Here is a 23,980-nt window from a genome sequence, read left to right as displayed (position 1 = left end):
GGACAGGTGGCGCTCGAAGGCCCTCGGCCGCCACGGTCCCCGTCCCGTTCGCCCGAGGGGTGCTTCGTGTCCTCCATTGCCGTGCAGGCCAAGCCCGTCGTGGGCCGGCCCCGCCTGCCGAACGTTTCCGTCCTGGCCCGCTTCGTCGCGCCGCTGCTGGTGGTCGTGGCCTGGCAGCTGGCCAGCGCGACCGGGGTGCTGCCCGAGCGACTGCTCGCCTCCCCGGTGACGGTCGTCGAGACGGCCGTGGACCTGCTCGAGGACGGCACCCTGACCAAGGCCGTCTCGGTATCGCTGAGCCGTGCCGCGCTGGGCTTCGCCTTCGGCGCGGCCGCCGGCATCGCACTGGCGCTGGCGGCCGGGCTGAGCCGCGCGGGGGAGTACCTGGTCGACCCGCTGATGCAGATGCTGCGGACGCTGCCGTTCTACGGTCTGATCCCGCTGTTCATCCTGTGGTTCGGCATCGGGGAGCTGCCCAAGATCGTGCTGGTCGCCTTCGGCGTCGCGATTCCCCTGTACCTCAACACCTTCGCGGGCATCCGCAGCGTGGACGGCAAGCTGGCCGAGCTCGCGCAGGTGCAGCGGCTCAGCCGCGCAGGACTGGTCCGGCACATCGTGCTGCCGGGCGCGCTGCCCCAGACCCTGGTGGGGTTGCGGCAGTCGCTGGGCGTGGCCTGGCTGGCGCTGATCGTGGCCGAACAGGTGAATGCCGATGCGGGCCTGGGCTTCATGATCAACGACGCCCGCGAATTCCTGCGCACCGACGTGATCGTGGTCGGACTGCTCGTCTACAGCGTGCTCGGGCTGCTCACCGACGCACTCGTCCGTTCGATCGAGAGGAGAGCGCTGTCATGGCGACGCGGCTTCCTGGCACACTGACCGATTCGGTCATCGCGGAGACCCTGGCCGGACTCGAGGAGACCGTCCGCGCGGAGGCTCCCGCGACCGCCGAGACCCCGGTCGTGCGAATTCGCGGTCTGGTCAAGGACTTCGGCGAACGCCGCGTCCTGCACGGCCTGGATCTCGACATCCGCCCCGGCGAGTTCGTGGCCCTGCTGGGCCGCAGCGGCTCCGGCAAATCCACCCTGCTGCGGGCGCTGGCGGGCCTCGATCGGGAGACCGAGGGCGAGCTCACCGTCTCCGGCGAGGCTGCGGTCGCCTTCCAGGAACCGCGGCTGGTCCCGTGGAAGCGGGTGCGCGACAACGTGATCCTGGGCCTGCGCCGCGCCGACGCCACAGCGGCGGCCGCGGCCGCGCTGGCCGAGGTCGGACTGGCCGAGCGTGGCGAGGCCTGGCCGCTGACGCTCTCCGGCGGCGAGGCTCAGCGCGCCTCGCTGGCCCGCGCCCTGGTCCGGGAACCGGATCTGCTGCTGCTCGACGAACCCTTCAGCGCCCTGGACGCCCTGACCCGCATCACGATTCACGGCCTGGTGCTGGATCTGTGGGCCCGGCATCGGCCCGGCGTCCTGCTGGTCACCCACGACGTGGACGAGGCGCTGCTGCTGGCCGACCGCGCCCTGGTACTCGACGGTGGGCGCATCGGCCGCGAGCTGCCCATCGACCTGCCGCGCCCCCGGCGGCGCGACCATCCCGAATTCCAGGCTCTGCGGGCGGCTCTGCTCGCCGAGCTGGGCGTCACCCCGGAAGGAACCACCGAATGAAGACCAAGCGCCTGTTCGCCGCCCTGGCCGTCGCCGCGACCCTCGCGGGCGCGGCGTGCTCCTCGGGCGATGACGACACCAAGGGCGTGAACGCGGACGGTTCGGTGGATCTGTCCCAGGTGACCCTGCACGTCGGCGACCAGAAGGGCCTGGCGCTGCAAGCGCAGCTGGAGGTGTCGGGGGAGATCGAGAAGCTGCCCTACAAGATCGAATGGTCCACCTTCACCGCCGGTCCGCCGCTGCTGGAGGGCATCAACTCCGGGTCGGTCGACTTCGGTGGCGTGGGTGACGCGCCGCCGGTGTTCGCGGCGGCCGCCAAATCCCAGATCAAGATCGTGGGCTCCTACGACTCCGGCGTCGCCGGGAACGTCGTGATCGTGCCCAAGGATTCGGCCATCAAGGACCCGAAGGACCTGCGCGGCAAGAAGATCGCGGTCACCAAGGGCAGTTCCGCGCACTACCACCTGCTGTCGGTGCTGACCAAGAACGGGCTCACCTTCGGTGATATCGAGCCGCAGTACCTGCAGCCCGCCGACGCGCTCGCCGCCCTGTCCACCGGGCGCGTCGACGCCTGGACGGTGTGGGATCCCTACGCCGCGCAGGCCGAGGTCGGCGGGGCGCGCGTGCTCGTCGACGGCACCGGCTACGTGAAGCCTGACAGCTTCTACGTCACCGGCTCGAAGACGTTGGACAACAAGGCGAACGCCGCTGCCGTGCGGGATCTGCTGGAGCGGCTGCGGCGGGCGCACGTGTGGATCACCGGGCACCGCGAGGAGTGGGCCAAGCGGTCCTCGGGCATCACCGGCGTGCCCTACGACGTCACCCTGCTGGCCGTGAATCGCGCCAACTACCAGGATCATCCGCTCGACGAGGCGACGATCGCCGCGGAACAGCAAGTGGCCGACGGCTTCGCCGACGCCAAGCTGATCCCCGGAAAGGTCCGGATCGCCGACTTCATCGACACCCGCTTCAACGACCGATTCACCTCCTAGGAGTCCCCGCATGAGCTTGTCGTTCCATTGGTTCCTGCCCACCTCCGGCGACTCCCGGGGCCTGGTGGTCGGCGGGCACGGCACCCCCATGTCCGGGGACCGGCCCGCCTCGCTGCACTACCTGAACCAGATCGCCGCCGCCGCCGAGAGCAACGGATTCGAGGCCGTGCTCACCCCCACCGGATCCTGGTGCGAGGACGCGTGGCTGACCACCGCCATGCTGGTCGAGACCACCGAGACGCTGAAGTTCCTGGTCGCGCTGCGGCCCGGCCTGATGAGCCCGACCCTGGCCGCGCAGATGGCGGGCACCTTCCAACGGCATTCGGCCGGACGGCTGTTCATCAATGTGGTGACCGGCGGCGAGCCGCGCGAACAGGCCGCCTACGGCGACTTCGCCGACAAGGAGTCCCGCTACGCGCGGACCGGCGAGTTCCTGGATGTGGTGCGGTCGCTGTGGAATTCGCACGAACCGGTCACCTTCCACGGCGAGCACATTCGCGTCGAGAACGCGCTGCTGAGCAATCGGCCGGACCCGGTGCCGCCGATCTTCTTCGGCGGGTCCTCGGGCCCGGCCGGACCGGTGGCGGCCCGCTCCGCCGACACCTACCTGACCTGGGGCGAACCGGTCCTCGCGGTGAGCCGCAAACTGGATTGGATCCGCGGGCTGGCCGTCGACGCGGGCCGCAAGCTCGACTACGGGCTGCGCATCCACGTCATCACCCGCGACACCTCCGAGGAGGCGTGGGCGGTCGCCGACAAGCTGCTCGCGGGCATCGATCCCGCCGATATCGAACGCGTCCAGGCCGCCCTGGCGCAGAGCGAATCCGAGGGGCAGCGCCGCATGTCGGAACTGCACAACGGCAACACCGACCGGCTCGAGATCGCCCCCAACCTGTGGGCGGGCGTCGGCCTGGTCCGCGGCGGCGCGGGCACCGCCCTGGTCGGCTCGCACGAAGAAGTGGCCGAACGGCTCGTCGAGTACTCGAAGGCGGGCATCTCCCACTTCGTGCTCTCGGGCTACCCGCACCTGGAGGAGGCGTACTGGTTCGGTGAGGGCGTGCTGCCCATCCTGGAGCGAAAGGGCCTGTGGCGGCACCCGATCCGGCGTCCGGCCGCTCCCGCCGCCACGCCGTTCGCGAGCGCGTCCAGCAGCTAGCGGATCCCGCCGACGGCCGCCCACCCGCACAGGTGCGGCGGCCGTCGGCGGTGACGGCGGAATTCACCCCGTCGTCGTGCGTGCGTCGACGGCGTCTGACACAGTCGACAACCATGAGCGGTCGGCGTGTTCTCGGTGTGTGCGCGACGGTGCTGAGCCTGGCCCTGGTGGCGGGGTGCGGGGGAGCGGAGCACGCCGCGCCCGCGACTCCGAGCGCCGCGCCCCTGGTCTCGACCTCGGATCTGCCGCAGGCGAAGCCCGGTGAGGTGCACCTGTTCGGCCTCAACGACCTGCACGGCAACCTCCAGCCGCCGGAGGGGTCCAATGGCAAGGTGGGCGCGTATCAGGCCGGGGGAGCGGTGTACCTGGCCGCGCATCTGGCCCGGTTGAAGGCGGCCTATCCGGACAGCGCGGTCCTCGCGTCCGGGGACGACGTGGGCGCGAGCCCGCTCGTCTCGGCGCTGTTCCACGACGAGCCCACCATCGAGTTCCTCGATTCGGTCGGCGTCGCGGCCTCCTCGGTCGGGAACCACGAATTCGATCACGGCGTAGTCGAACTGCGCCGGCTGCAGCAGGGCGGCTGCGCGCCGGAAGGGTGCAGCCCGGGCGAGCCGTTCACCGGTGCGAAGTTCGCGTACCTGGCCGCGAATGTCACCGACGCCGACGGGCAACAGCCGCAGGGCCTGAAGCCGTGGACCATGCTGGAACTGGGCGGGCACAAGATCGGTGTGGTCGGCGTGGTCACCCCCGACACCGCGAACATCGTCATGCCGGAAGGCATCCGCGGCTACCGCTTCGGCGACGAGGCCGACGCCATCAACAAATACGTCCCCGCCATGAAGGCCGCGGGCGCGGAAACCGTGGTGGCGCTGCTGCACGACGGCGGGACCCAGCAGACCCAGGGCCGACCCCTGGACTACAACGGCTGCGACGGCATCTCGGCGGGCGTGAAAACCTTGGCGCACAAGACCGATGCCGCCGTCTCGGTGATGCTCACCGCGCACAGCCACCAGGCCTACAACTGCACCCTCGACGGCAAGGTGGTCACCCAGGCCGCCTCCTTCGGCCGCCTCGTCACCGATGTGACGCTGCGCTTCCACGACGGCACGGTGCAGGCTTCGGCCGTCAACCGGGTCGTCACCCGCGACATCGCCCCCGACCCGGCCACCGCGAAACTGGTGGATTTCTTCGCCGCGCAATCGAAGCCGCGCGCCGAACGCGTCATCGGCTCGGCCGCCGCGCCCCTGCCCGCCGAACCCGCGCCCGCCGGGGACTCACCGCTCGGTGACGTCATCGCCGACTCCATGCTCGACGCCATGGCCTCGGTGCGGGCGGTGGCCGCGTTCATGAACTCCGGCGGCGTCCGCGCGGGCCTGTCCGGCGGGAACATCACCTACGCGCAGGCGCATACGGTGCAGCCGTTCGGCAATCAGGTGGTGGCCGTGACGCTGACCGGGCAGCAGATCCTGAATCTGCTGGAACAGCAATGGGACAATGTGAGCAAGCCCGGCGTGCTGTCGGTCGCGGGCATCACCTACTCGTATTCCGACGGCGCGCCCAAGGGGCACAAGGTGATCGAGGGCAGCGTCCGGGTGGCGGGGGAGCCGTTGAATCCGGTGGCGGTCTACCGGATATCGACCAACAGCTTCCTCGCCGCCGGCGGCGACGGCTTCTCGGTGTTCACGCAGAGCACCGAAACCCTGGTCGGGCCCATCGATCTCGACGCCCTGGAGGCGTACCTCCGGACCCGCGGCGCCGTCGGCCCGCCGGCCGGCCGGATCGAGAAGCGCTGACCCCCGGAGTTATTGGCCCATCACGTATTTCACGGTCGGCCCGGTCGTCCAGCCGCCGTCCACGGCCAGTTCCGCGCCGGTGACGTAGGAGGCCGCGTCCGAGAGCAGGAAGACGATGGCCGCCGCGATCTCGTCGGCCTCGCCGACCCGGCCCATCGGGGTATTCGGGTAGCCGCCCTCGCCCTGCTGGATGCCGACCTGCGCGGTCATCGGCGTGTAGGTCATGCCGGGGTGCACCGAGTTGACCCGAATGCGGTCGATGCCGTTCTCGATGGCGGCCACCTTGGACATGCCGCGCACCGCCCACTTGGACGCGCCGTAGCTGCCGGTGAGCGCGAGACCCATGAGCCCGGCCGCGGAGGAGATATTGACGATCGACCCGCCGCCGGCCTCCTTCAGCGCCGGGATGCAGGTCCGCATGCCGAGGAAGACGCCGACCAGATTGATGTCGATGACCTTGCGGAAATGCTCGACCGACTCGTTCGCCAGCAGCTCGCCGGTGGAGATCCCGGCATTGTTGACCAGGCCGTTCACGGTCCCGTCGAAGGCGTCGCGGGCGGCGGCCAGCGCTGCCACCCAATCGGGCTCGGAGGTGACGTCGAGATGCTGGTAGACGGCCTGTGCGCCGAGCTCGGCCGCGAGCGCCTTGCCGTCGTCGTCGAGCACGTCCGCGATCACCACGTTCGCCCCGGCCGCGACCGCCTGCCGCGCGGTCTCGGCGCCGATGCCGCGGGCCGCGCCGGTGATCAGGATCGTCTTGCCGGACAGGTCGTGCATGGGAGGCTCCTTCCAGAGGATCCGGCGCACAGGCACGGTGACCCGCTCGCCGGTCACACACAGGTGGTTTGCTGAATATTGTCCAATGCGTTCCGGATTCGCCCGGAGCCGCACCCGAATCCCTATTGTGGATATGTCAACCAGATCAACCCCGGGGTCGGGACGGGTTTTCCCCGGGCAGTTGCGCCGCCTCCCGTCGAAGTGGGGAACGCCCGTGTCGCGGTGTCGGCGACCGCTGTCGTCGGAGAGTCGGGTGAGCGGTTCCGTCGGAGTGTCGGGTGGGCGGCAGTGTCGCGGGGTCGGGCGAGTGGCTGTGTCGGAGTGTCGGGTGAGCTCACGGGTCGCGGGTCAGGTGAGCTCACGCGTCGCGGTGTCGGGTGATCAGCCGGGCCGCCGCGGTGGCGAGCGCGGTCCGCACGTCATAGGGTGCGGGCGTGAACCGCGCGCCCGCCGCCCCGGCTGCCGAGGTCGTCCCCGCCGCCGAGGTCGACGACGTCGACCGGTCCGCGGTCGCCCCGATCGTGTCCGTCGCCGACCTCATGGCGCTGCTCGCCGACTGCCACGACGCCTGGGACATGCCCGATCGCAGCGGCGATCCGGTCGACATCCTCGACCACGACCGGCAGTGCGCCGAGTTGCTGCGCCGCGACTTTCCCGCCGATGAGGAGCTCCAGGTCGCCGGGCTGGTGCACGACATCGGGCACAAGCTGGTGGCCGGCGACGACGGGGGTCACGGGGAGCATGGCGCCGCGGCCGTTCGCGGCCTGCTGGGTGATCGCGTCGCACGGCTGGTCGAGCTGCATGTGGTGGCGAAACGGTATCTGGCAGCGACGGATTCGCTGCACGTCGCGGCCTTGTCGGAGTCCAGTCAGCGCACCTTGGTCGCGCAGGGCGGCCCGATGACCGCGGCCGAGATCGCCGCCTTCGAGCGCGACCCCGAGTTCGCCGCGGCCGTCGCACTGCGCCGCGCGGACGACGCGGGCAAGGTCGTCGGGCTGGCCGTCCACCCGCTCGACTCCTGGCGGCCCGTCATCGAGCGGGTGGCCGCCGCCCGCTGACACGGCGACCTCTCTCGGGCCGTCGAGCCGCGGTGAGGTCTGTGCATAGACTCGATCTATGCCGCTATCCCCGCGCGTCCCGGATCTGTCCGCGCTCGACCTGCTGCTCTCGGTGATCGAGCTGGGCAGTCTCGGGCGGGCGGCCAAAGCGCACGGGATCAGTCAGCCGTCGGCCAGCTCGCGGATCCGCTACCTCGAGCAGTTGGTCGGTGTTCCGGTGCTGGAGCGGACCACGCTCGGTTCGCGGCCCACCGCGGCGGGGGCGCTGATCGCGGAATGGGCCCGGGACGTGGTGGACGCGGCCGCGCGCCTGGACGCCGGGATCGACAGCCTGCGCGCGCAGCGGGATTCGCGGTTGCGGGTCGCGGCCAGTCAGACCGTGGCGGAGTACCTGTTCCCGAAATGGCTGATGGCCCTGCGCACGCGGATGCCGGACACCTCCATCGCCCTGGAATCGGGCAATTCGACCGAGGTTGCCAAGGCGGTGCTCGACGGCCGGGCCGGGATCGGGTTCGTCGAGAGCCCACACCTGCCCCGTGAGCTGGAAAGCCATGTGGTGGCCCGGGATCGGCTGGTCGTGGTGGTCGCGCCCGGACACGCGTGGGCGCGGCGAGGGGAGATCGACGCCGCCGAGCTGGCCCGCACCCCGCTCATCTACCGCGAGCCCGGTTCGGGCACCCGCAATTCGTTCGAGCGCGCCATGATCGCTGGTGTTCCCGGGTGGCAGCCGGAGATCGCCCTGGAGTTGTCCTCCACCACCGCCATCAAGACCGCGGTCGCCGACGGCCTCGCGCCCGCGGTGCTCAGTTCGCTGGCGGTCGCGACCGAATTGGCCGAGGGCATTCTGGTTTCGCCCGGGGTGACCGGCCTGGATCTGGAGCGGCAGTTGCGAGCGGTGTGGCCGATCGGCCGGAAGCCGAGCGGCCCGGCGCGAGACTTGTATGTCATTGCGAGCCGACCGATCTGAGGCATTCAGGGGAGTTTCCCTGTCACTTCAGGGAGTTTTGTCCGAGTTGTTGACAGAGTGACGCCGATCACCTTAATGTTCCGGCGCAGGTGAACCGGATTTCCGGATGGCCATGTCTGCCTGCACATTCAAACCTTCTTTACAATGGCTTCGCTGAATTCGCAGCGCGAAGACACAAGTGCGCCAACGGCTCCCGCGCGTGTTATCAAAGGGTTATGGTCACGGAATGGTGCGAAACGCCGCCTCTGCCACAGACCCGGATGAGCCTGTCATCCCGGCTGCTGCTTCGCGGCCCAAGCTAGAGGTTGTTCCCGAAACGCCCGACTCCGAAGCGTCACAGCCCCACTCCTTCGGCGCACACGTCCTGGGCACGGCCGATATCGAGCGTCTCCCGTCCTCGGCCCGCCACCGCATCGCGGCCTTCATTCACCTGCAGGTGGCGACCCTGGAGGAGTGGCCCGAGCCGGTCCTGCCTCCGATCCCGGAGCTCGACGAGCTCTGACGGAAACCGGCCGGTCGCGGAGGGTTCGTGCTGGTCGCTGTACGGGCCGTTCGACGGTCTGTCCGGTTCGGCTATTCATGGCCCGACCGGCCGTGTTCACCTCTCGGACACTATTCATACATTCAGGTGAACAACGGAAAACCTTGGCGCACAACGGGACATCTCGTTTGTGTAACAAGTCACTTATGGCAAATATGCATTGCCGCCTCACTGAGAACCGACTTAGAGTCTGCTTGTCAGTAACTGAACCTGCGATGAGTTCTATTTCCGCGGGCATACTCAATCGAGGGAAATCACATGCGCAAGAGCGGAATCGCGGCGATGACCGCACTGGTGGCCACCATCACGGCAATCACCGCAGGTACGGCAAATGCCCAGACCCAAACGGGTGATGTGGGCGCCATTCACTACACGGCGTCGGCCACCGACCGGTCGGGGACCATTTCCACCGATATCGGGTCGATGGATGTCGAAAACGGCGTCTTCAAGATCAAAGCAGCCGATGGCACGGTGGTGGCCGGAACCGAGCTGAATTTCCGGGTGGACGATTTCGTGTTCCCGATCGCCGCCGAAATCCGGGACCGCACAGTCACTCTGACGCCGCAATTCGATCTGGGCCACGCGGCGTATCACCCGGTCGCGCTGCCGTTCGAGGACACCGCGCCGTGGAAGACCCCCTACGACCGCGAGCAGGCGGCGTGGAACCGCATGAAGGACACCATCTCCGTCGGCGCCACCATCGGCACCCTGGTCGGCGGCATCGGTGGTGCGGCCGTGGGCTGCGCCCTGGGCGGCATCGCCGTCGGCGGCGGCGCCACGCTGGCCACCGGCATCATCGGCGGCCTGTTCAGCTTCCTGCCGGGTGCGGTCGTGGGCTGCCTCGCGGGCGCCGCGGCCATGGGCGCGCTCGGCGCGGTCGGCGGCCTGATCCTGGTGACCGCCCCGGTGGCCATCGCCGCCGCGGTCCAGTACTTCACCACCATCAACCAGCCGTTCAACCCGGCTCCGGCCCCGGCGAAGTAAGCCTCGGGACCCGAGGCCGTGGGGTCGTGGCCGTCAGCCGGTCACGACCCGGCGCCCTGGCCGATGCCCTCGCCCTTGCGTACCTGCCACGAGCTGAGTTCGTGGCCCCGCCACTCGCCGCGGACCAAGGGATTGTGCCCTTGCCGTCCCTTCTGCTGTTCCCGCCGGAATTCGCGGAAGTATTCGAACCGAATCCAGAGCAGACCCGAAACGATAAGCACCGCAGTGACAATCGCCCCGATTATGGTCCAGCCGTAGAACTTGGACGCGGCCGCCACGATCGTCATCCCGAGCGCGGCGATGCCGAGCAGGCACATAATCAACGCCGGCCCTTCCCGCGGATCTTCGATAGCGTCGCCGGGATGCGGATGCCAGTGTTCGCCGTTGGCTTCGACCGCCGTCACCCTGACCATGTCCCTACCTCCCTCGAGCAGCGGAAATTCCTGTCTTCCCTCCAGAATGCACCTGCCGCCGGGGCTACGCGAGAGCAATTTCCGGAAAACTCGAACTCCGCGCCGGAGACAATTGTCAGCCCCCTTTTCGGGGAAATGAAAGTGACGGCCGCGCAAGGCATCTGAAGCGCCCGGGCATCGGAGCGCCGGGAGATCCGGCACCGGACGTTGGCGGGATCCGGCACTGTACGTTCGGGGGATGGGGAGTTCGGACGACGTGGGGCGTCGATCACGCCGGTTTCGCCGTCCGCTGGCGGTGGTCGCCGGTCTCGTGGCGGCGGTGACCGTCGCCGGGCTACTGCCGGGCTGGTGGTGCGGCCGCGACGCGGACGCCTGGTTCCGCGGGGATCCGGGGCGGGTGCACGGCCTGGCCGAGGAGTTGCTGGCCTTCGAAGCCGCCGACGACCAGCGGCGCGCCGCCGGCTCGGGCGGGGAACTCACCGACATGTGGGGGCTGCTCGCCCATCAGATGACCGCCCTCGGCCTGGCGCAGATCTCCCTGGACCACCCCGAATGGCGTGCCCGCTACGCCCCCGTCGCCACTCGCGCGGCCGCCAAGACGCTGCGCCCCGAGATGCGACCGGTCTTCACCGCGGCCTGGCACGGCGAGGACGGCGTCACGGTCCCTCGCCCTCGCCGCGATCCTGATGGCGTTGCGCGTGATCGCGCTGGTCATCGTCCCGGCCTATCTCGTCTGCCGCCTCGTGGTCGCCGCGGTCATCCGCGTCCCAGGCGGTGGTCGATAGGGGTCCGTGGGTGCTCTCCGTGGTCGGTTCCGTAGTCACCACGGATGTCCCCTGCCGGTCCGGAATTTAGCGTTGTAGCCATGACGAACACCGCTTCCGCCGCCGCTTCCACCGCCCTCGACGTGACCCTCGAGGCCACCGACCCCACCGCTGTCGCCGCCGCCTACGAGGCCGCTTTCGGTCTCGGCGACCAGCTCTCCTTCGCTCCCGCGTCGGCCCCGTCGGAGGGCTTCCGCGGCTTCATCATGTCGCTGGTCGTGGCCCAGCCCGGCAATGCCGACAGCCTCATCGCCAGCGCCCTCCAGCACGGTTTCACCGTGATCAAGCCCGCCAAGAAGAGCTTCTGGGGCTACGGCGGCGTGATCCAGGGCCCCGACGGCACCGTCTGGAAGATCACCACCTCCGAGAAGAAGGACACCGCCCCCGTCACCCGCGCCGTCGACAGCGTCGTCCTGCTCCTCGGCGTCGAGGACGTGAAGGCCAGCAAGCAGTTCTACGTCGATCGCGGCCTCACCGTCGCCAAGAGCTTCGGCGGCAAGTACGCCGAATTCGACCTCCCCGACTCCCCGATCAAGCTCGCCCTCTACCCCCGCAAAGCCGCCGCCAAGGAAGCCGGCGTCCCCGTCACCGGCTCCGGCTCCCACGGCCTCGTCGTCACCGGCCCCCTCGGCGCCTTCGCCGACCCGGACGGCTTCGCCTGGGCCGCCGCCTGACGCCCCGCGAATCGCTGTGCGGTGCTGGGGTTTCGCGGGTGTTGATTGAACTCGGGGGCGGCGGCGTCGAAACTTGACTCTCGACTGTCGCTGGAGGTGAGGCTGGTGGGTTGGCGGAGAGCGTTCGGGCTGGTGAGCATCCTGACCGTGGGACTCGGAACCGCGGTCGCGGGGGTGGGAACGGCCGAGGAGCGCGGGTCCGGACCGCATAGCGAGGAATTCGCCAACCCAGTGGTCGCCGCGGGAGCCGACCCGAGCATGACCTACTACCAAGGCCGGTTCTATCTGGTGCAGGGGGACTTCTACAACGATGACAATGTCGTCATCCGGGCTTCGGACACGCTCGGCGGGCTCGGGAAGAGCGAGCCGACGGTGGTGTGGGAGCACGGGGAGTGCCCGGGGGAGGCGTGCACGAAGATCTGGGCGCCGGAGTTGCAGCACATCGGGGATCGGTGGTGGATCTACTTCGCGGGGCAGGAGGACGACCGCAACGAGACGCATCGGATGTATGCGTTGCGGTCGGTGGGGGATGATCCGGCCGGGCCCTACGAATACCTCGGGAAGATGAATCTGCCTGGGGGATGGGCGATCGACGGAACCTACCTGCGGTATCGGAACGCCGGATATTACCTGTGGTCGTGTCTGCGCGACCCGGAAGACACACGGGTGCAGGACATTTGCGCGGTGCGGATGTCGGATCCGATGACGCCGGTCGGTGAGCGAGTGAGCATCGCGACGCCGACCGCGGAGTGGGAGACCGTGCCGAACGACGCCGATTTGAAGATCAACGAGGCGCCGGAGGCGCTGATCGGCCCCGACGCCCGACTGTTCGTTACCTTCTCCGCCAATGCCAGTTTCGACGACACCTACCGGATCGGCCTGCTCGAACTGGCGAAGGGCGGCGATCCCATGAACCCGGCGGCCTGGACCAAATCCGGTGGCCCCCTCCTGCCGGGCGGCCCGGGAGCGATCGCCCCGGGCCACAACGGATTCCTCACCATCGACGGCCGCCCGTGGATCACCTACCACGCCCGTCTGGAACCCGGCACCGGCTGGGAGGGCCGCAGCGTCCGCGTGCAGCCCATGGATTTCGGCCCCGACGGCCGCCCCCGCTTCGGCATGGCCTTCGGTCCCGACGCCCCGATCGTGATCGAGGGCCGGGACCCGGCCCAGCGCTAGCTGCCCGGAACGATCGACATGATCGGCCGGTAAGCCCAGTTCAGCATGCGTGAGGCGTCATCCTTGGCGGCTGCCCCGCTCCACGCCGAGCTGTGCAGCACCACGCCGATCATCGGAATCCCCGCCCGCACCGTCTCGAACAACAGACAAGCCCCGGCCGCATCGGTCGACCCGGTCTTGATCCCGATCGCGCCCGGATAGTCCTTCAGCAGCTGATTCGTGGTCTCCCACACGTGATCCCGGTTTCCCGCCGCCGCGGGTACGTGATAGCTCGGCGTCCCCGCGACCTCCCGGAACACCGGGTGCCCCATGGCCCGCAGCCCGAGCGCGATCAGATCGGCCGGCGTCGAGAACGTCGAGCCGTCCTCGGGCACCGGCAATCCGCTCGGGTCGGCGAAATACGTTGCCCTCAACCCCATCTGCCGAGCCGTATCGTTCATCCTGCCGAGAAACACGTCCTGGCCCGGCCCATATGCCTCGGCGAGCGTATACGCCGCATCGCAGCCCGACGGCAACATCAGCGCATACAACAACTGCCGCGTACTGAGCACCTCTCCCGCGCCCAGCCCCGCCGTACTCCCGTCATTCCGCGAGCAATACGAAATCGCCTCGGCGGGAACGGTGACGGCCCGATCCAGAGTGTTCGCATTGATCACCACCATCGCCGTCATCACCTTCGCGATACTGGCGATCGGCACCGGCGTATCGGCTTCCCGAGACCACAACAAGGTCCCGGTGAACCCATCCGCCAGCGCGGCCCCCTGGGCCTGCACCCCATCCGGCTCACCACTGAGGAAAGGCAACTGAATCTGTGGTGCGGCAGCGGCGGGCATGGCCTGCATGCCCTGACCGGCGCCGACCACCACCGCTCCGACAACCACTGCTTGCAACACTCGGGCAAATGTCTGCATGGGCACACATTGTGCACCGCACCCCTATCGACCAGCGGTATTTCAGGGCCGGGGAGCGTGCCGCCGCAACCATTAGAACAGCAGCGATTCCAGTTGTGCGGCATAGCTGCGCGCGGACTCGTCGAAACCGGTCATGGCGTCCAGGCGGCTGGTGGATCCCGCCAGGCAGAGGGCGGCCTCGGGGGTGCCGGATTCGCTGTGGATGGGGTAGGCGAAGCAGGTCAGGCCCGGCAGTAGTTCGTCGACGGCGCGGGCGTGGCCGGTGGATCGGATGGCGGCGATGTCCGCGGCGAGGGCCGCCTGGGTGACTCGGGTATTCGGGGTCAGGCGGATCGGGGCGGGAACCAGTGCGGGCCAATCGGTTCGGGCGGACAACAGCAGCTTCCCCGCCGCGGAGGCGTGCAGGCATCTGGTCAGCTCGCGTTCGGCCGGGACCGGATGGTCCGGGTCCTGGTTGATCACCTGAACGGTGCTCACGCCGAAGCCGATCACGTTCACCGCGAAGCGGGTGGACGCGCGGAATTCGGCGAGGCACTGGCGTGCGGCCCGGGAGACGGTCGGCGTGTTCAATGCGGTCGCCAGGCCGCGCAGCCGCGCACCGAGACCGAAGCCGCGCAGATCGGCTGTCCGGATCAGGTATTCGTCGGCGACCAGAGAATTGAGCAGACGATACGCCGTCGCGGGCGGGAGACCGAGGCGTTGCGCGATTTCCTTGGCGGTGATTCCCACCCCGCATTCCGCCACGATCTCGATAATCGCGATGGTATTGGTGACCGACGTGCCGCGTGTGCTCATGGGCTACCGGAACAATGAGGTCAGCAACAGGTCGTCGCGTTGCGGTTCATCGAATATCCCGACACCTCGCAGCCGGTCCGGCGCGAATCGGCGCAGCGCGACGGCGAACCCGATGCCCGCCGCCATGACCGCGACGTACACCGCCACCACCGCGACATTGCCCGGCTGCCCCGAGAACGCGGCCGTGACCATCAACAGCCCGATCAGCGTCGCGGCGGTGCCGCCGAGTATCGCCAGCGCCCGGCTCGGTTCCCCGATGCGCCGCAGCAGCATCGGACCGGCCAGGCAGGCCGGGAGATAGGACCCGAGGTAACCGAAGGCGCTGAGCGTGAGGAACGAACGGATGGCGTCCTGCGGCGCCACGCCCGCCCACAGCACCGCGATCGCGCACCCGGTCACCACGGTCATGGCCGCGGCGATGGCCGCGGACGGAGTGTGGAAACGCGGATGCGCGCGCCCGGCCACCCGCGGCGCGATGCCCTCCCGGCCCATCGTGAACAGCACCCGCACCAGGGCGTTGATCGAGGCCACGGTGCAGGCGAAGAACGAGGCGGCGACGCCGAGATCCAGGGCGACCGCGAGCAGCCGCGAATCATGGTGCAGGAGTAGATCCGACAATGGGGTGCCGCTGCTCGCGGTGGGGTCCGCCGACAGCGCCACCGCCTCGGCGCTCACGGCGAGCAGGTAGATGACGCCCGCCGCCAGCGGGGTCCACAGCACGGTTCTCGGCACCGAGCGGAACGGGCGGAAGGACTCGGCGGACAGGGTGGTCGCGCTCTCGAAACCGACGAACGCGCTGATCGCCACCACCGCGCTCATGGCGAGGTCACCGGTGTCGCCGTGCCAGGACATGGCCCGGACCGGATCGACGCCGTGGCGCTCGGCGACGAGCAGGTAGCCCAGGGCCGTCAGAATCGCCACCACCGAAACGCATTCGATGAGCAGGGTCGCGACCGCCGACGGCCGGATGCCGCGGGTCATCAGCACCGTCGCGGCTCCCGCCGCGGCGATCGACAACAGCATCGTCACCGTGACCGGGACATCGATCCCGGCGAGCATCGCGACGCGACCGAGATAGGTGCCGACCGCGACCAACCCCGCGACACTCACCGCGGCGTACCCGACGATCGCGGACCAGCCGACCGGAATCGCCCCGGTCGGTCCCAAACTCTTGGCCGCGTAGGTATACAGCCCGCCGGTGACCGCGATCCGCTGCGCCATCGGCCGCACCACGAGAGCCACACACCAGGTCAGCAGTGCCGCGCCGAGGAAGGCGAGCACGCTCGGCCCCCCGCCGACCGCGGCGATCACGAACGGCGGTGTGACCGCGGCCGTCCCGGCGGGCGCGATGGCCGCCACCGACTGCGCGAACACCGGGGCGAAGGCGAGCCGCCGCCGCCGGAGTCCGCTGATCGACGACCGTTCGACCACCAGCGGTGGCGTCGGCGTGGGTACGGTCACACGGAAACAGCCTTTCTTCTGCCGCCGCGGACCGGGCTTCGTCCGCGAAAGAGCCTCAGCGTAGCCAGGTGCTTGTAGCACGGCTGTTACGTTCAGTTACTTCCGTATTTCCGCGCGTGAGAAAATTCTCCGCCGGAATTCTCATCGCCGGTTATCCGGGAACGGCGCTGCCGTAACAGAACCCGATTAGCGTCTGCCGCCATTGGAATTCAACGGCTTCCGAGCCGGGCGTGAGAGGACGTTTCCCGCGATGACTTACCGTCAGCAGATCGGCGGACGGACCTACGTGTTCGGGAGCCTGATCGATGTTCTGGCGAAGGCCGGTCCGGCCCGATCCGGAGACGAATTGGCCGGGTGTGCGGCGGAATCCGATGCCGAGCGCGCCGCCGCGAAATGGGTGCTCGCCGATATTCCGCTGCCGGTGTTCCTGAACGAACCGGTGGTGCCCTATGAAACCGACGAGGTCACCCGGCTCATCATCGACACGCACGATCGAGCCGCCTTCGCTCCCATCGCGCACCTGACCGTCGGTGAGTTCCGGGATTGGCTGCTCACCGAAGTGGCCTCGGGGACAGCCGAGTTCACGATCCCCGCCCTCGCGCGCGGCATCACTCCGGAGATGGCGGCGGCGGTGTCGAAGCTCATGCGCAACCAGGACCTGATCACGGTCGCGCGGGTGCTGTCGCCGCGGGCGGCGTTCCGCACCACCATCGGCGCGCCGGGCCGGTTGGCGACCCGGCTGCAGCCCAACCATCCCACCGACGATCCGCGCGGCATCGCGGCGGGCATCCTCGACGGCCTGCTGCTCGGCTGCGGCGACGCGGTGGTCGGCATCAACCCCGCCTCCGACGATCCGGTCGCGATCGCCCGGCTGCTGCATCTGCTCGACGACGTCCGGCTGCGCTTCGACATCCCGATGCAGTCCTGCGTGCTCACCCACGCGACGACGACGCTGGAGCTGATCCAGCAGGGGGTACCGGTCGATCTGGTGTTCCAGTCCATCGCCGGCACTCAGGCGGCCAACACCGGCTTCGGGATCACCCTGGACCTACTGGCGGAAACCGCCGCGGCGGCAGGCGAATTGGGTCGCGGCACGGTCGGGCACAACGTCATGTACTTCGAGACCGGCCAGGGCGCGGCGTTATCGGCGGACGCGCACCGGGGCGTGGGCGGGCAACCGGTCGATCAGCAGACCCTGGAGGCCCGGGCCTACGGCGTGGCGCGGGCCTTCGATCCACTGCTGGTCAACACCGTCGTCGGATTCATCGGCCCGGAATACCTCTACAACGGCAAGCAGATCACCCGTGCGGGCCTGGAGGACAACTTCTGCGGCAAACTGCTCGGCCTGCCGATGGGGGTCGACGTCTGCTACACCAACCACGCCGAGGCCGACGGCGACGACATGGATCTGCTCGCGACCGCCCTGGCGGTGGCCGGGACGGCGTTCATGATCACCGTCCCGGGCTCCGACGACACCATGCTCGGCTACCAGAGCCTGTCCTTCCATGACGCGCTGTACCTGCGCCGCGTCTGCGGGCTGCGACCCGCACCCGAATTCGAGGCGTGGCTGCGGCGGATGGACATGGCCGACGACCACGGCCGCGTGCTGCCCGCCGGCCCGGCCGGATCTCCTCTGCGCGCGCTGGCGGCGAACCGATGAACCGGCCCATCGACGTTACGCGATCCGCGCAGCCCGGCGACGGTATCGATCCCTGGGATCGGATGCGGGCACACACCTTGGCCCGGATCGGGCTGCGCCGGGCCGGTGACACGCTCGCCACTCCGGAAGTGCTGGCGCTCAACGCATCCCACGCGCTCGCCCGGGATGCGGTGCGGACGCCGCTGGATGTGGCTGCAGTGCGCACCGCCCTGGCCGAGCTGGAACTGGGCACCCCTGTTCACGTGACCAGCGCGGCGGCGGATCGCGACCAATATCTGCGTCGCCCCGATCTGGGGCGGATGCCGTCCGGACCCCTCGAATTCGGTTTCTCCGGAACGGATCTGGCGCTGGTGGTGTGTGACGGACTGTCGGCCACCGCGGTCACCGACCATGCCGCGGGGTTGTGTGCCGCGCTGTCCCAGGCGTTCGCGCCGGACTATTCCCTGGCGCCTCCGGTGATCGCCACGCAGGCACGGGTGGCGCTGGGCGACCATATCGGCCGAACCCTCGGTGTGCGAGCGGTATTGGTGGTGATCGGGGAGCGGCCCGGCCTGTCGGTCACCGACAGCCTGGGCATCTATCTGACCTATGCGCCGCGGCCCGGCCGCGCCGACTCCGAGCGCAACTGCATCTCCAATATCCGCCCACCACACGGCCTGGGCTACACCGACGCCGCCACCGTGGCCCGTGACCTGATCGACCAGATGTTCCGCGCCGGTCGCTCCGGCGTCTCGATCAAGCCCCGAGCCTCCTCCGCGCCGCTGCCGAGTCGGCCACTCGGCATTACATCCGATAGTGAAATTGCTTAGCAGAGAGAGTATTTCGATGACGCAGCAGATAACCCGCGCAGCCGTGGACGGTGCGCCGACCGAGTCGGAGACCACCGTCCACCGGCTCAAGCCCAACGCCATCGGACTGCTCGGCGTGGTGTTCATGGCCATCGCCACCGCCGCGCCGATCACCGCCATGACCGGCAACGTGCCATTCATGATCTCCGCCGGCACCGGCAAGGGGACGCCCGCGGCCTTCCTGATCGCCATGGTCGTGCTGGCCGTGTTCTCGGTGGGCTTCACCACCATGAGCAAGCACATCACCGCCACCGGCGCGTTCTACGGCTTCATCTCCTATGGCCTCGGCCGCACGATCGGCCTGGCCTCGGGCTTGCTGGCGGCGTTCGCCTACATGGTGTTCGAGCCGTCGCTGATCGGAATCTTCGCCAGCTTCGGCACCAATACCGTGCTCGCGCAGTTCGATACGCACATTCCGTGGTGGGTGTTCGCGATCGCGATGCTGGCGATCAATGCGGTCGGCACCTGGTTCGGTGTCGCGGTGGCCGAAAAACTGCTGGTGGTCCTGCTTTTCACCGAGATCACGGTGCTCGCGGTGATGGCGGTGTCGGTAGCGATCCACGGTGGCGGGCCGCACGGATTCTCGCTGGCGCCGCTCAACCCGGTCAACGCGTTCACCGGGCCCTCGGCCGGGCTGGGTCTGTTCTTCGCGTTCTGGTCGTGGGTCGGGTTCGAATCGACCGCCATGTACGGCGAGGAGTCCAAGAACCCCAAGAAGATCATCCCCAAGGCCACCATGATCGCCGTCCTCGGCGTCGGGGTGTTCTACGTGCTGGTGTCGTGGATGGCGATGTCCGGCAACGGCATCGGCGAATCGATGGATCTGGCCGGCTCGGCCAACCCGATGGATGTGTTCTTCAATCCGACCAACACCTATGTCGGCCACTGGGCGGTCACCGCGATGCAATGGCTGATGATGACCGGTTCCCTGGCCTGCGGCATGGCCTTCCACAACTGTGCCGCCCGCTACCTCTACGCCCTGGGCCGCGAGGGCGTGCTGCCCGTGCTGCAGCGCACCCTCGGCCGCACCCACCCCAAGCACGGTTCGCCGCACATCGCCGGTCTGGTCCAGACGATCATCGCCGGACTGCTGATCGCGGGCTTCGGCATCGCCGGCAAGGACCCCTACACCGGCACCTACACCCTGCTCGCGATCCTGGGCACCATGGCGATCCTGGTCGTGCAGTCGCTGTGCTCGTTCGCGGTGCTGGTCTACTTCCGCAACCATCACCCCGAGACCAGGCACTGGTTCAAAACCCTGGTCGCGCCGCTGACCGGTGGTCTGGCGATGCTGGGAGTGGTGATGCTGCTCGTGGTCAATATGGGCACCGCGGCCGGCGCGGAATCCGGATCGCTGGTGCTGAAGGCGACGCCGTGGCTGGTCGGGCTGGTCGGTGCGGCCGGTATCGGCTACGCCCTCTACCTGAAGCTGCGTGATCCCGCCCGCTACGCGCTGCTCGGCAGGACCGTGCTGGAAGAAGCCCACGAACGCTGAAGACGCCCAGCCGATTACGGAGAGCACACCTCTATGAAGACACGATCCCTCGTCGGGCTGATCGCGGCCGCCGGCGCCCTGCTGTCACTGACCGCCTGCGGCTCCGAGTCCGATGGCGCCGCCGCGACCACCTGCAAGCAGCTGGATTCCGGGCAGGCGTGGTACGGCGCCAACAAGGACACCCTGTCGACCTTCATCGCCACCACCGGAACCTGCGGCAAGCAGGTCGACTCGAAGCCGCTCGCCTTGTTCGACTGGGACAACACACTGGTCAAGAACGATGCCGGAGAGGCCACGTTCTATTGGCTGCTGTCCCACGACAAGGTGCTACAGCCAAGCGACTGGTCGGCCACCAGCCCGTACCTGACCGCCGCGGCCAGTGCCGCACTGCGTGCCGCCTGCGGCACCGCGGCATCGGGAACCCCGCTGCCCACCTCCACCAACCCCTCGTGCGCCGACGAGATCCTGGCCATCGGCGACGGTGGCAAGACGAAAGTCGGGGCCCCAGCATTCGACGGCTACGACCACCGCCGACTGGAACCGGCCTACGCCTGGCAGGTTCAACTGCTGGCCGGACACACCCCCGCCGAACTGACCGACTACGCCACCCAGGCTCGAGCCCAGAACCTCGCCGCCCCGGAAGGCACCGAACAGACCATCGGCACCACCAAGGTCGACGGCTGGGTCCGCTACTACAGCCAGCAGCGGGATCTGGTCACCACGTTGCAGGCCAATGGATTCGACGTCCGCATCATCACCGCCTCGGCCGAGCCGGTGATCAAGGTCTGGTCACCTGAACTGGGCGTACCCGCCGACAAGGTGATCGGCATCGTCCCCCTGACCGACCAAGGCACCTACACAGGCCATATCGCCGGCTGCGGCGGCCTCGGTCCCGACCAGGTCATCACCTACATGGAGGGCAAACGCTGCGCGATCAACGAACGCATCTTCGGCATCACCGGCCCCACCGCCTTCGACCAACAGCCACCCGACAAACGCCCGGCCCTGGCCGCCGGCGACTCCGACACCGACGTGGTCTTCGTCAGCGACGCCACCGCCCTCCACCTGGTCATCAACCGCAACAAAACCGAACTCATGTGCCAGGCGTACGCCAACACCGACGGCAAATGGCTGATCAACCCGATGTTCATCAACCCCAAAAAGCACAAGGACCAGCCCTACCCCTGCGCCACTGCGGGTTTCACCACCGCCACGGGCGCCCACCAACCTCTGACCCAACCCAGCGGAACCGTGATCCCAGATCAACAGGACGGCGTCTACTGACTGGGCGGGATCCACGGACCTCGGGCTCCTCGATATGACGATCCGGCCTCCATCGAAAGTTGATCTCGGAACGGATCGAACTCCTCTATGGCTGTGCGGGCAGCACACGCAGAATTCCGGTAATGCGGAGCGATACAGGACCTGCGGCAGATCCGGCACTGCGGCCACCACGCCGGAGCCCGAGCGATCAGCCCTATCTGCCGGACGCCCCGGCGGCGGACCGGAAGGCGTGGATCGGGCTCGGTGTGCTGGCCGCGGGGCTGTCGATGATCGTCGTCGACGGCACAATCGTCGGCGTCGCGCTGCCGGCGATCGTCGCCGATCTCGGGCTCGATCTCACCGATGCGCAATGGGTCAACAGCGCCTACTCGGTGGTTTTCGCGGCCCTGCTGCTGACCGCGGGCCGCCTCGGCGACCGGCTCGGTCGGCGCCGCATGTTCGTGGCCGGTGTGCTGATGTTCCTGATGGGCAGCGTGCTGGCCGCGGTGGCCTCGAGCGCGGCCACGCTCATCCTTGCTCGGGTGGTTCAGGGCCTCGGCGGTGCGTTCGTATTGCCGGCCACTCTGTCCAGCGTGAACGCCACCTTCCGCGGCCGCGACCGCGTCGTGGCGTTCGCGGTGTGGGGCTCGGTCATCTCCGGGATGGCCGCGGTGGGCCCATTGCTGGGTGGCAGCCTGACCACCTATGTCGGCTGGCGCTGGATCTTCTTCGTCAACATCCCCATCGGGATCGCGGTCCTGGCCGGCGCGCTGCTCGTGGTGCGGGAAACGAAGGCCGGGGTCCGGGAACCCGGCTTGGACGTCGGCGGATTGCTGCTCAGCGTCATCGGATTCGGTGGCACCATCTTCGCGCTCATCGAAGGCCAGCGTTTGGGCTGGTGGCGGCCGCTCGGCGAGTTCGGTGTCCTCGGATTCGAATGGCCTTCGTACGCACCGGTTTCGGTGGTGCTGGTCATCGTCGCGATCGGGATCGGCGCGCTGGCCTTGTTCGTCGTCTGGGAACGGCATCGGGCCCGCCGCGGCCGTTCGGCGATCCTGGACCTGAGCCTGTTCTCGGTCCCGACTTTCACCTGGGGCAACGTGACCGCGCTGACCGTGGCGATCGGGGAGTTCGGTCTGCTGCTGGTGTTGCCGTTGTTCCTGGTGAACGCCGTCGGCCTGTCGACCATGAGCGCCGGCCTGGTGCTGGCGGCAATGGCCCTGGGCGCCTTCGCCTCCGGCGCCGCCGCCCGCCATATCGCCGTGGTGCTCGGTGCGCCGCGCACGGTGATGGTGGGGCTGGCGCTCGAGGCGGTCGGGGTGATCATTGTCGCGCTGTGTGTTTCCTCGACGGTGTCGTCGTGGCTGCTCGCCGGTGTCCTCGCGGTGTATGGCGCCGGGTTGGGTCTCGCCTCGGCGCAGCTGGCCGGAACGGTTCTGGCCGACATTCCCCCCAAGCAGTCCGGTCAAGGCTCGGCGACGCAGAGCACCGTGCGGCAACTCGGCGCCGCCCTGGGCGCGGCCATCCTCGGCGCGGTGCTGTCCGTCGGCCTGGCCCACGACCTCACCGATCGGTTGGAATCGATTGAGCAGCTTCCGTCGCCGGTAGCGGCCCGACTGGTTACCGCGACTCGGGACTCGGCCGGCGGGGCCATCTCCGGACTGCGCGACCAGGGCGATGCGGGCCGCCTCGGCCGCCAAGGCCCCGCCGTCACCGCCGCCTTGTCCGAAGGCTTCGCCGACTCCACCCGCAGAGCGCTGTTCGTGGCCGCGGGCTTCCTCGTCCTCGGCCTCGGTAGCGCGACCGCCCTGAACGCTCGCAGCCGGCACACACACTGAGATCAGCCGCTACGTCACCGATCCGATGCCAACATTCGATCACCATTCCGACCCGTCGCACCAGGGAGAACAGATGAAGAGGGCGTACTTCGCCGCCGCCGGCTACACATTCCTGGGCCTGATCCTCGGCTTCTTCTACCGCGAATTCACCAAATCCCACGACTTCACCGGCCCATCCCAGCTGACCGGCACCCACACCCACGTCCTGGCCCTCGGCACCCTCTTCTTCCTGATCGTCCTAGTCCTCGACAAACACTTCACTCTCTCCAGCACCCGCCTGTTCACGGCCTTCTTCTGGACCTACAACCTCGGTCTCCTGCTGACCGTCGCCATGATGGTCACCCACGGCATCCTCACCGTCACCAACCACACCGTCAGCCCCGCCATATCCGGGATAGCCGGCCTCGGGCACATCATCGTCAGCATCGGCTTCATCCTGTTCTTCATGTGCCTCTACACCCCGCTCATGACCGCCGCCGAGCACCCCGAACCCGCTAAAACACCGGCAGCCGAGTAGTTCTGCGACAGTCCCGCGAGCGGGCCGGGCCACCCGGAGCACGAAGAACGAGGGCGTCTACGTCGAGTGCGGCGATCTCGGGGAGTTTCGGATTAACGGTGGATCCGACCTCGGTGTGGGTTAGTTCCCGGTCGGGTGGATCCGGCCTTCGAAGGTGATGGCGAACGCGTTGA

23 protein-coding genes are annotated in these 23,980 nt (G+C 68.6%); 18 read left to right on the top strand and 5 right to left on the bottom strand.

Annotated elements, in window-relative coordinates; translation table 11 throughout:
- The first annotated feature begins 66 nt into the window (after positions 1-66).
- From ACFYTS_RS29100 to ACFYTS_RS29080, 5 genes are all read left to right on the top strand, one after another.
- Positions 67-879 (top strand): ABC transporter permease, encoded by an 813-nt coding sequence (locus ACFYTS_RS29100; RefSeq protein WP_357284529.1) that lies wholly within the window; start codon positions 67-69, stop codon positions 877-879.
- Positions 852-1,661 (top strand): ABC transporter ATP-binding protein, encoded by an 810-nt coding sequence (locus ACFYTS_RS29095; protein WP_387308686.1) that lies wholly within the window; start codon positions 852-854, stop codon positions 1,659-1,661. The genes ACFYTS_RS29100 and ACFYTS_RS29095 overlap by 28 nt, the downstream gene beginning before the upstream one ends.
- Positions 1,658-2,653 (top strand): ABC transporter substrate-binding protein, encoded by a 996-nt coding sequence (locus tag ACFYTS_RS29090; RefSeq protein ID WP_387308684.1) that lies wholly within the window; start codon positions 1,658-1,660, stop codon positions 2,651-2,653. The genes ACFYTS_RS29095 and ACFYTS_RS29090 overlap by 4 nt, the downstream gene beginning before the upstream one ends.
- Positions 2,654-2,663: 10 nt before the next feature.
- Complete coding sequence (locus tag ACFYTS_RS29085) at positions 2,664-3,809, top strand: LLM class flavin-dependent oxidoreductase (protein WP_357284537.1); 1,146 nt, start codon at positions 2,664-2,666, stop codon at positions 3,807-3,809.
- 113 nt (positions 3,810-3,922) lie between these two features.
- A complete protein-coding gene (locus ACFYTS_RS29080; RefSeq protein WP_387308682.1) occupies positions 3,923-5,602 on the top strand; it encodes a bifunctional metallophosphatase/5'-nucleotidase in 1,680 nt (559 codons plus the stop codon).
- 9 nt (positions 5,603-5,611) lie between these two features.
- Here the strand turns inward: ACFYTS_RS29080 and ACFYTS_RS29075 are convergent, their stop codons facing one another.
- Entirely contained in the window at positions 5,612-6,379 is a 768-nt protein-coding gene (locus ACFYTS_RS29075) for a glucose 1-dehydrogenase (protein ID WP_357284541.1), read from the bottom strand.
- 434 nt (positions 6,380-6,813) lie between these two features.
- On the opposite strand from ACFYTS_RS29075, the gene ACFYTS_RS29070 reads away from it, so the two are divergent.
- The 4 genes from ACFYTS_RS29070 to ACFYTS_RS29055 all read left to right on the top strand — a co-directional run bounded on the left by ACFYTS_RS29070 (position 6,814) and on the right by ACFYTS_RS29055 (position 9,929).
- Entirely contained in the window at positions 6,814-7,437 is a 624-nt protein-coding gene (locus tag ACFYTS_RS29070; RefSeq protein ID WP_387308679.1) for an HD domain-containing protein, read from the top strand.
- A gap of 58 nt (positions 7,438-7,495) precedes the next feature.
- On the top strand, positions 7,496-8,404 hold the full coding sequence (locus tag ACFYTS_RS29065) for a LysR family transcriptional regulator (protein ID WP_387308677.1): 909 nt from the start codon (positions 7,496-7,498) through the stop codon (positions 8,402-8,404).
- 226 nt (positions 8,405-8,630) lie between these two features.
- Complete coding sequence (locus ACFYTS_RS29060) at positions 8,631-8,906, top strand: hypothetical protein (RefSeq protein ID WP_357284547.1); 276 nt, start codon at positions 8,631-8,633, stop codon at positions 8,904-8,906.
- A gap of 297 nt (positions 8,907-9,203) precedes the next feature.
- On the top strand, positions 9,204-9,929 hold the full coding sequence (locus ACFYTS_RS29055) for a hypothetical protein (protein ID WP_357284549.1): 726 nt from the start codon (positions 9,204-9,206) through the stop codon (positions 9,927-9,929).
- 41 nt (positions 9,930-9,970) lie between these two features.
- On the opposite strand, the gene ACFYTS_RS29050 is transcribed toward ACFYTS_RS29055, so the two are convergent.
- The gene (locus tag ACFYTS_RS29050; RefSeq protein WP_357284551.1) at positions 9,971-10,342 is read right to left on the bottom strand and encodes a hypothetical protein; all 372 of its coding nucleotides are present in this window, start codon (positions 10,340-10,342) and stop codon (positions 9,971-9,973) included.
- Positions 10,343-10,580: 238 nt separating this feature from the next.
- On the opposite strand from ACFYTS_RS29050, the gene ACFYTS_RS29045 reads away from it, so the two are divergent.
- From ACFYTS_RS29045 to ACFYTS_RS29035, 3 genes are all read left to right on the top strand, one after another.
- Positions 10,581-11,162 carry a hypothetical protein gene (locus ACFYTS_RS29045; RefSeq protein WP_387308674.1) on the top strand — a complete coding sequence of 194 codons (582 nt, stop codon included), beginning with the start codon at positions 10,581-10,583 and terminating at the stop codon, positions 11,160-11,162.
- Between the two features lie 45 nt (positions 11,163-11,207).
- The gene (locus ACFYTS_RS29040) at positions 11,208-11,840 is read left to right on the top strand and encodes a glyoxalase (RefSeq protein WP_387308671.1); all 633 of its coding nucleotides are present in this window, start codon (positions 11,208-11,210) and stop codon (positions 11,838-11,840) included.
- A 105-nt stretch (positions 11,841-11,945) separates the two neighbouring features.
- Entirely contained in the window at positions 11,946-13,019 is a 1,074-nt protein-coding gene (locus tag ACFYTS_RS29035; RefSeq protein WP_387308669.1) for a family 43 glycosylhydrolase, read from the top strand.
- Here ACFYTS_RS29035 and ACFYTS_RS29030 read toward each other — a convergent pair.
- From ACFYTS_RS29030 to ACFYTS_RS29020, 3 genes are all read right to left on the bottom strand, one after another.
- Positions 13,016-13,930 (bottom strand): D-alanyl-D-alanine carboxypeptidase family protein, encoded by a 915-nt coding sequence (locus ACFYTS_RS29030; RefSeq protein WP_387308667.1) that lies wholly within the window; start codon positions 13,928-13,930, stop codon positions 13,016-13,018. The two genes, ACFYTS_RS29035 and ACFYTS_RS29030, sit on opposite strands and share 4 nt — an antisense overlap.
- Before the next feature lie 72 nt (positions 13,931-14,002).
- Complete coding sequence (locus tag ACFYTS_RS29025) at positions 14,003-14,725, bottom strand: IclR family transcriptional regulator C-terminal domain-containing protein (RefSeq protein ID WP_357284561.1); 723 nt, start codon at positions 14,723-14,725, stop codon at positions 14,003-14,005.
- A gap of 3 nt (positions 14,726-14,728) precedes the next feature.
- Positions 14,729-16,186 carry an APC family permease gene (locus tag ACFYTS_RS29020; protein WP_357284563.1) on the bottom strand — a complete coding sequence of 486 codons (1,458 nt, stop codon included), beginning with the start codon at positions 16,184-16,186 and terminating at the stop codon, positions 14,729-14,731.
- Positions 16,187-16,436: 250 nt separating this feature from the next.
- Here ACFYTS_RS29020 and ACFYTS_RS29015 point away from each other — a divergent pair, with 250 nt between their 5' ends.
- The 6 genes from ACFYTS_RS29015 (at position 16,437) to ACFYTS_RS28990 (ending at position 23,807) form a co-directional block, all read left to right on the top strand.
- A complete protein-coding gene (locus ACFYTS_RS29015) occupies positions 16,437-17,846 on the top strand; it encodes an ethanolamine ammonia-lyase subunit EutB (protein WP_387308659.1) in 1,410 nt (469 codons plus the stop codon).
- Positions 17,843-18,655, top strand: coding sequence for an ethanolamine ammonia-lyase subunit EutC (eutC, locus tag ACFYTS_RS29010; protein WP_387308658.1), 813 nt, complete (start codon positions 17,843-17,845; stop codon positions 18,653-18,655). Before ACFYTS_RS29015 ends, eutC begins: the two co-directional genes overlap by 4 nt.
- Positions 18,656-18,671: 16 nt before the next feature.
- Positions 18,672-20,189 carry an APC family permease gene (locus ACFYTS_RS29005; RefSeq protein ID WP_387308656.1) on the top strand — a complete coding sequence of 506 codons (1,518 nt, stop codon included), beginning with the start codon at positions 18,672-18,674 and terminating at the stop codon, positions 20,187-20,189.
- A 33-nt stretch (positions 20,190-20,222) separates the two neighbouring features.
- Positions 20,223-21,473 carry a haloacid dehalogenase-like hydrolase gene (locus ACFYTS_RS29000; RefSeq protein WP_387308654.1) on the top strand — a complete coding sequence of 417 codons (1,251 nt, stop codon included), beginning with the start codon at positions 20,223-20,225 and terminating at the stop codon, positions 21,471-21,473.
- Positions 21,474-21,595: 122 nt separating this feature from the next.
- Positions 21,596-23,290 carry a DHA2 family efflux MFS transporter permease subunit gene (locus ACFYTS_RS28995; RefSeq protein ID WP_387308652.1) on the top strand — a complete coding sequence of 565 codons (1,695 nt, stop codon included), beginning with the start codon at positions 21,596-21,598 and terminating at the stop codon, positions 23,288-23,290.
- A gap of 73 nt (positions 23,291-23,363) precedes the next feature.
- Entirely contained in the window at positions 23,364-23,807 is a 444-nt protein-coding gene (locus ACFYTS_RS28990; RefSeq protein WP_387308650.1) for a DUF2871 domain-containing protein, read from the top strand.
- The last annotated feature ends 173 nt before the right edge of the window (positions 23,808-23,980 follow it).

The organism is Nocardia sp. NPDC004151 (assembly GCF_042874235.1).
Taxonomy (GTDB): domain Bacteria; phylum Actinomycetota; class Actinomycetes; order Mycobacteriales; family Mycobacteriaceae; genus Nocardia.
The sequence above is the reverse complement of the archived record's forward strand: the minus strand, read 5'-3'. Positions and strand labels throughout refer to the sequence as shown.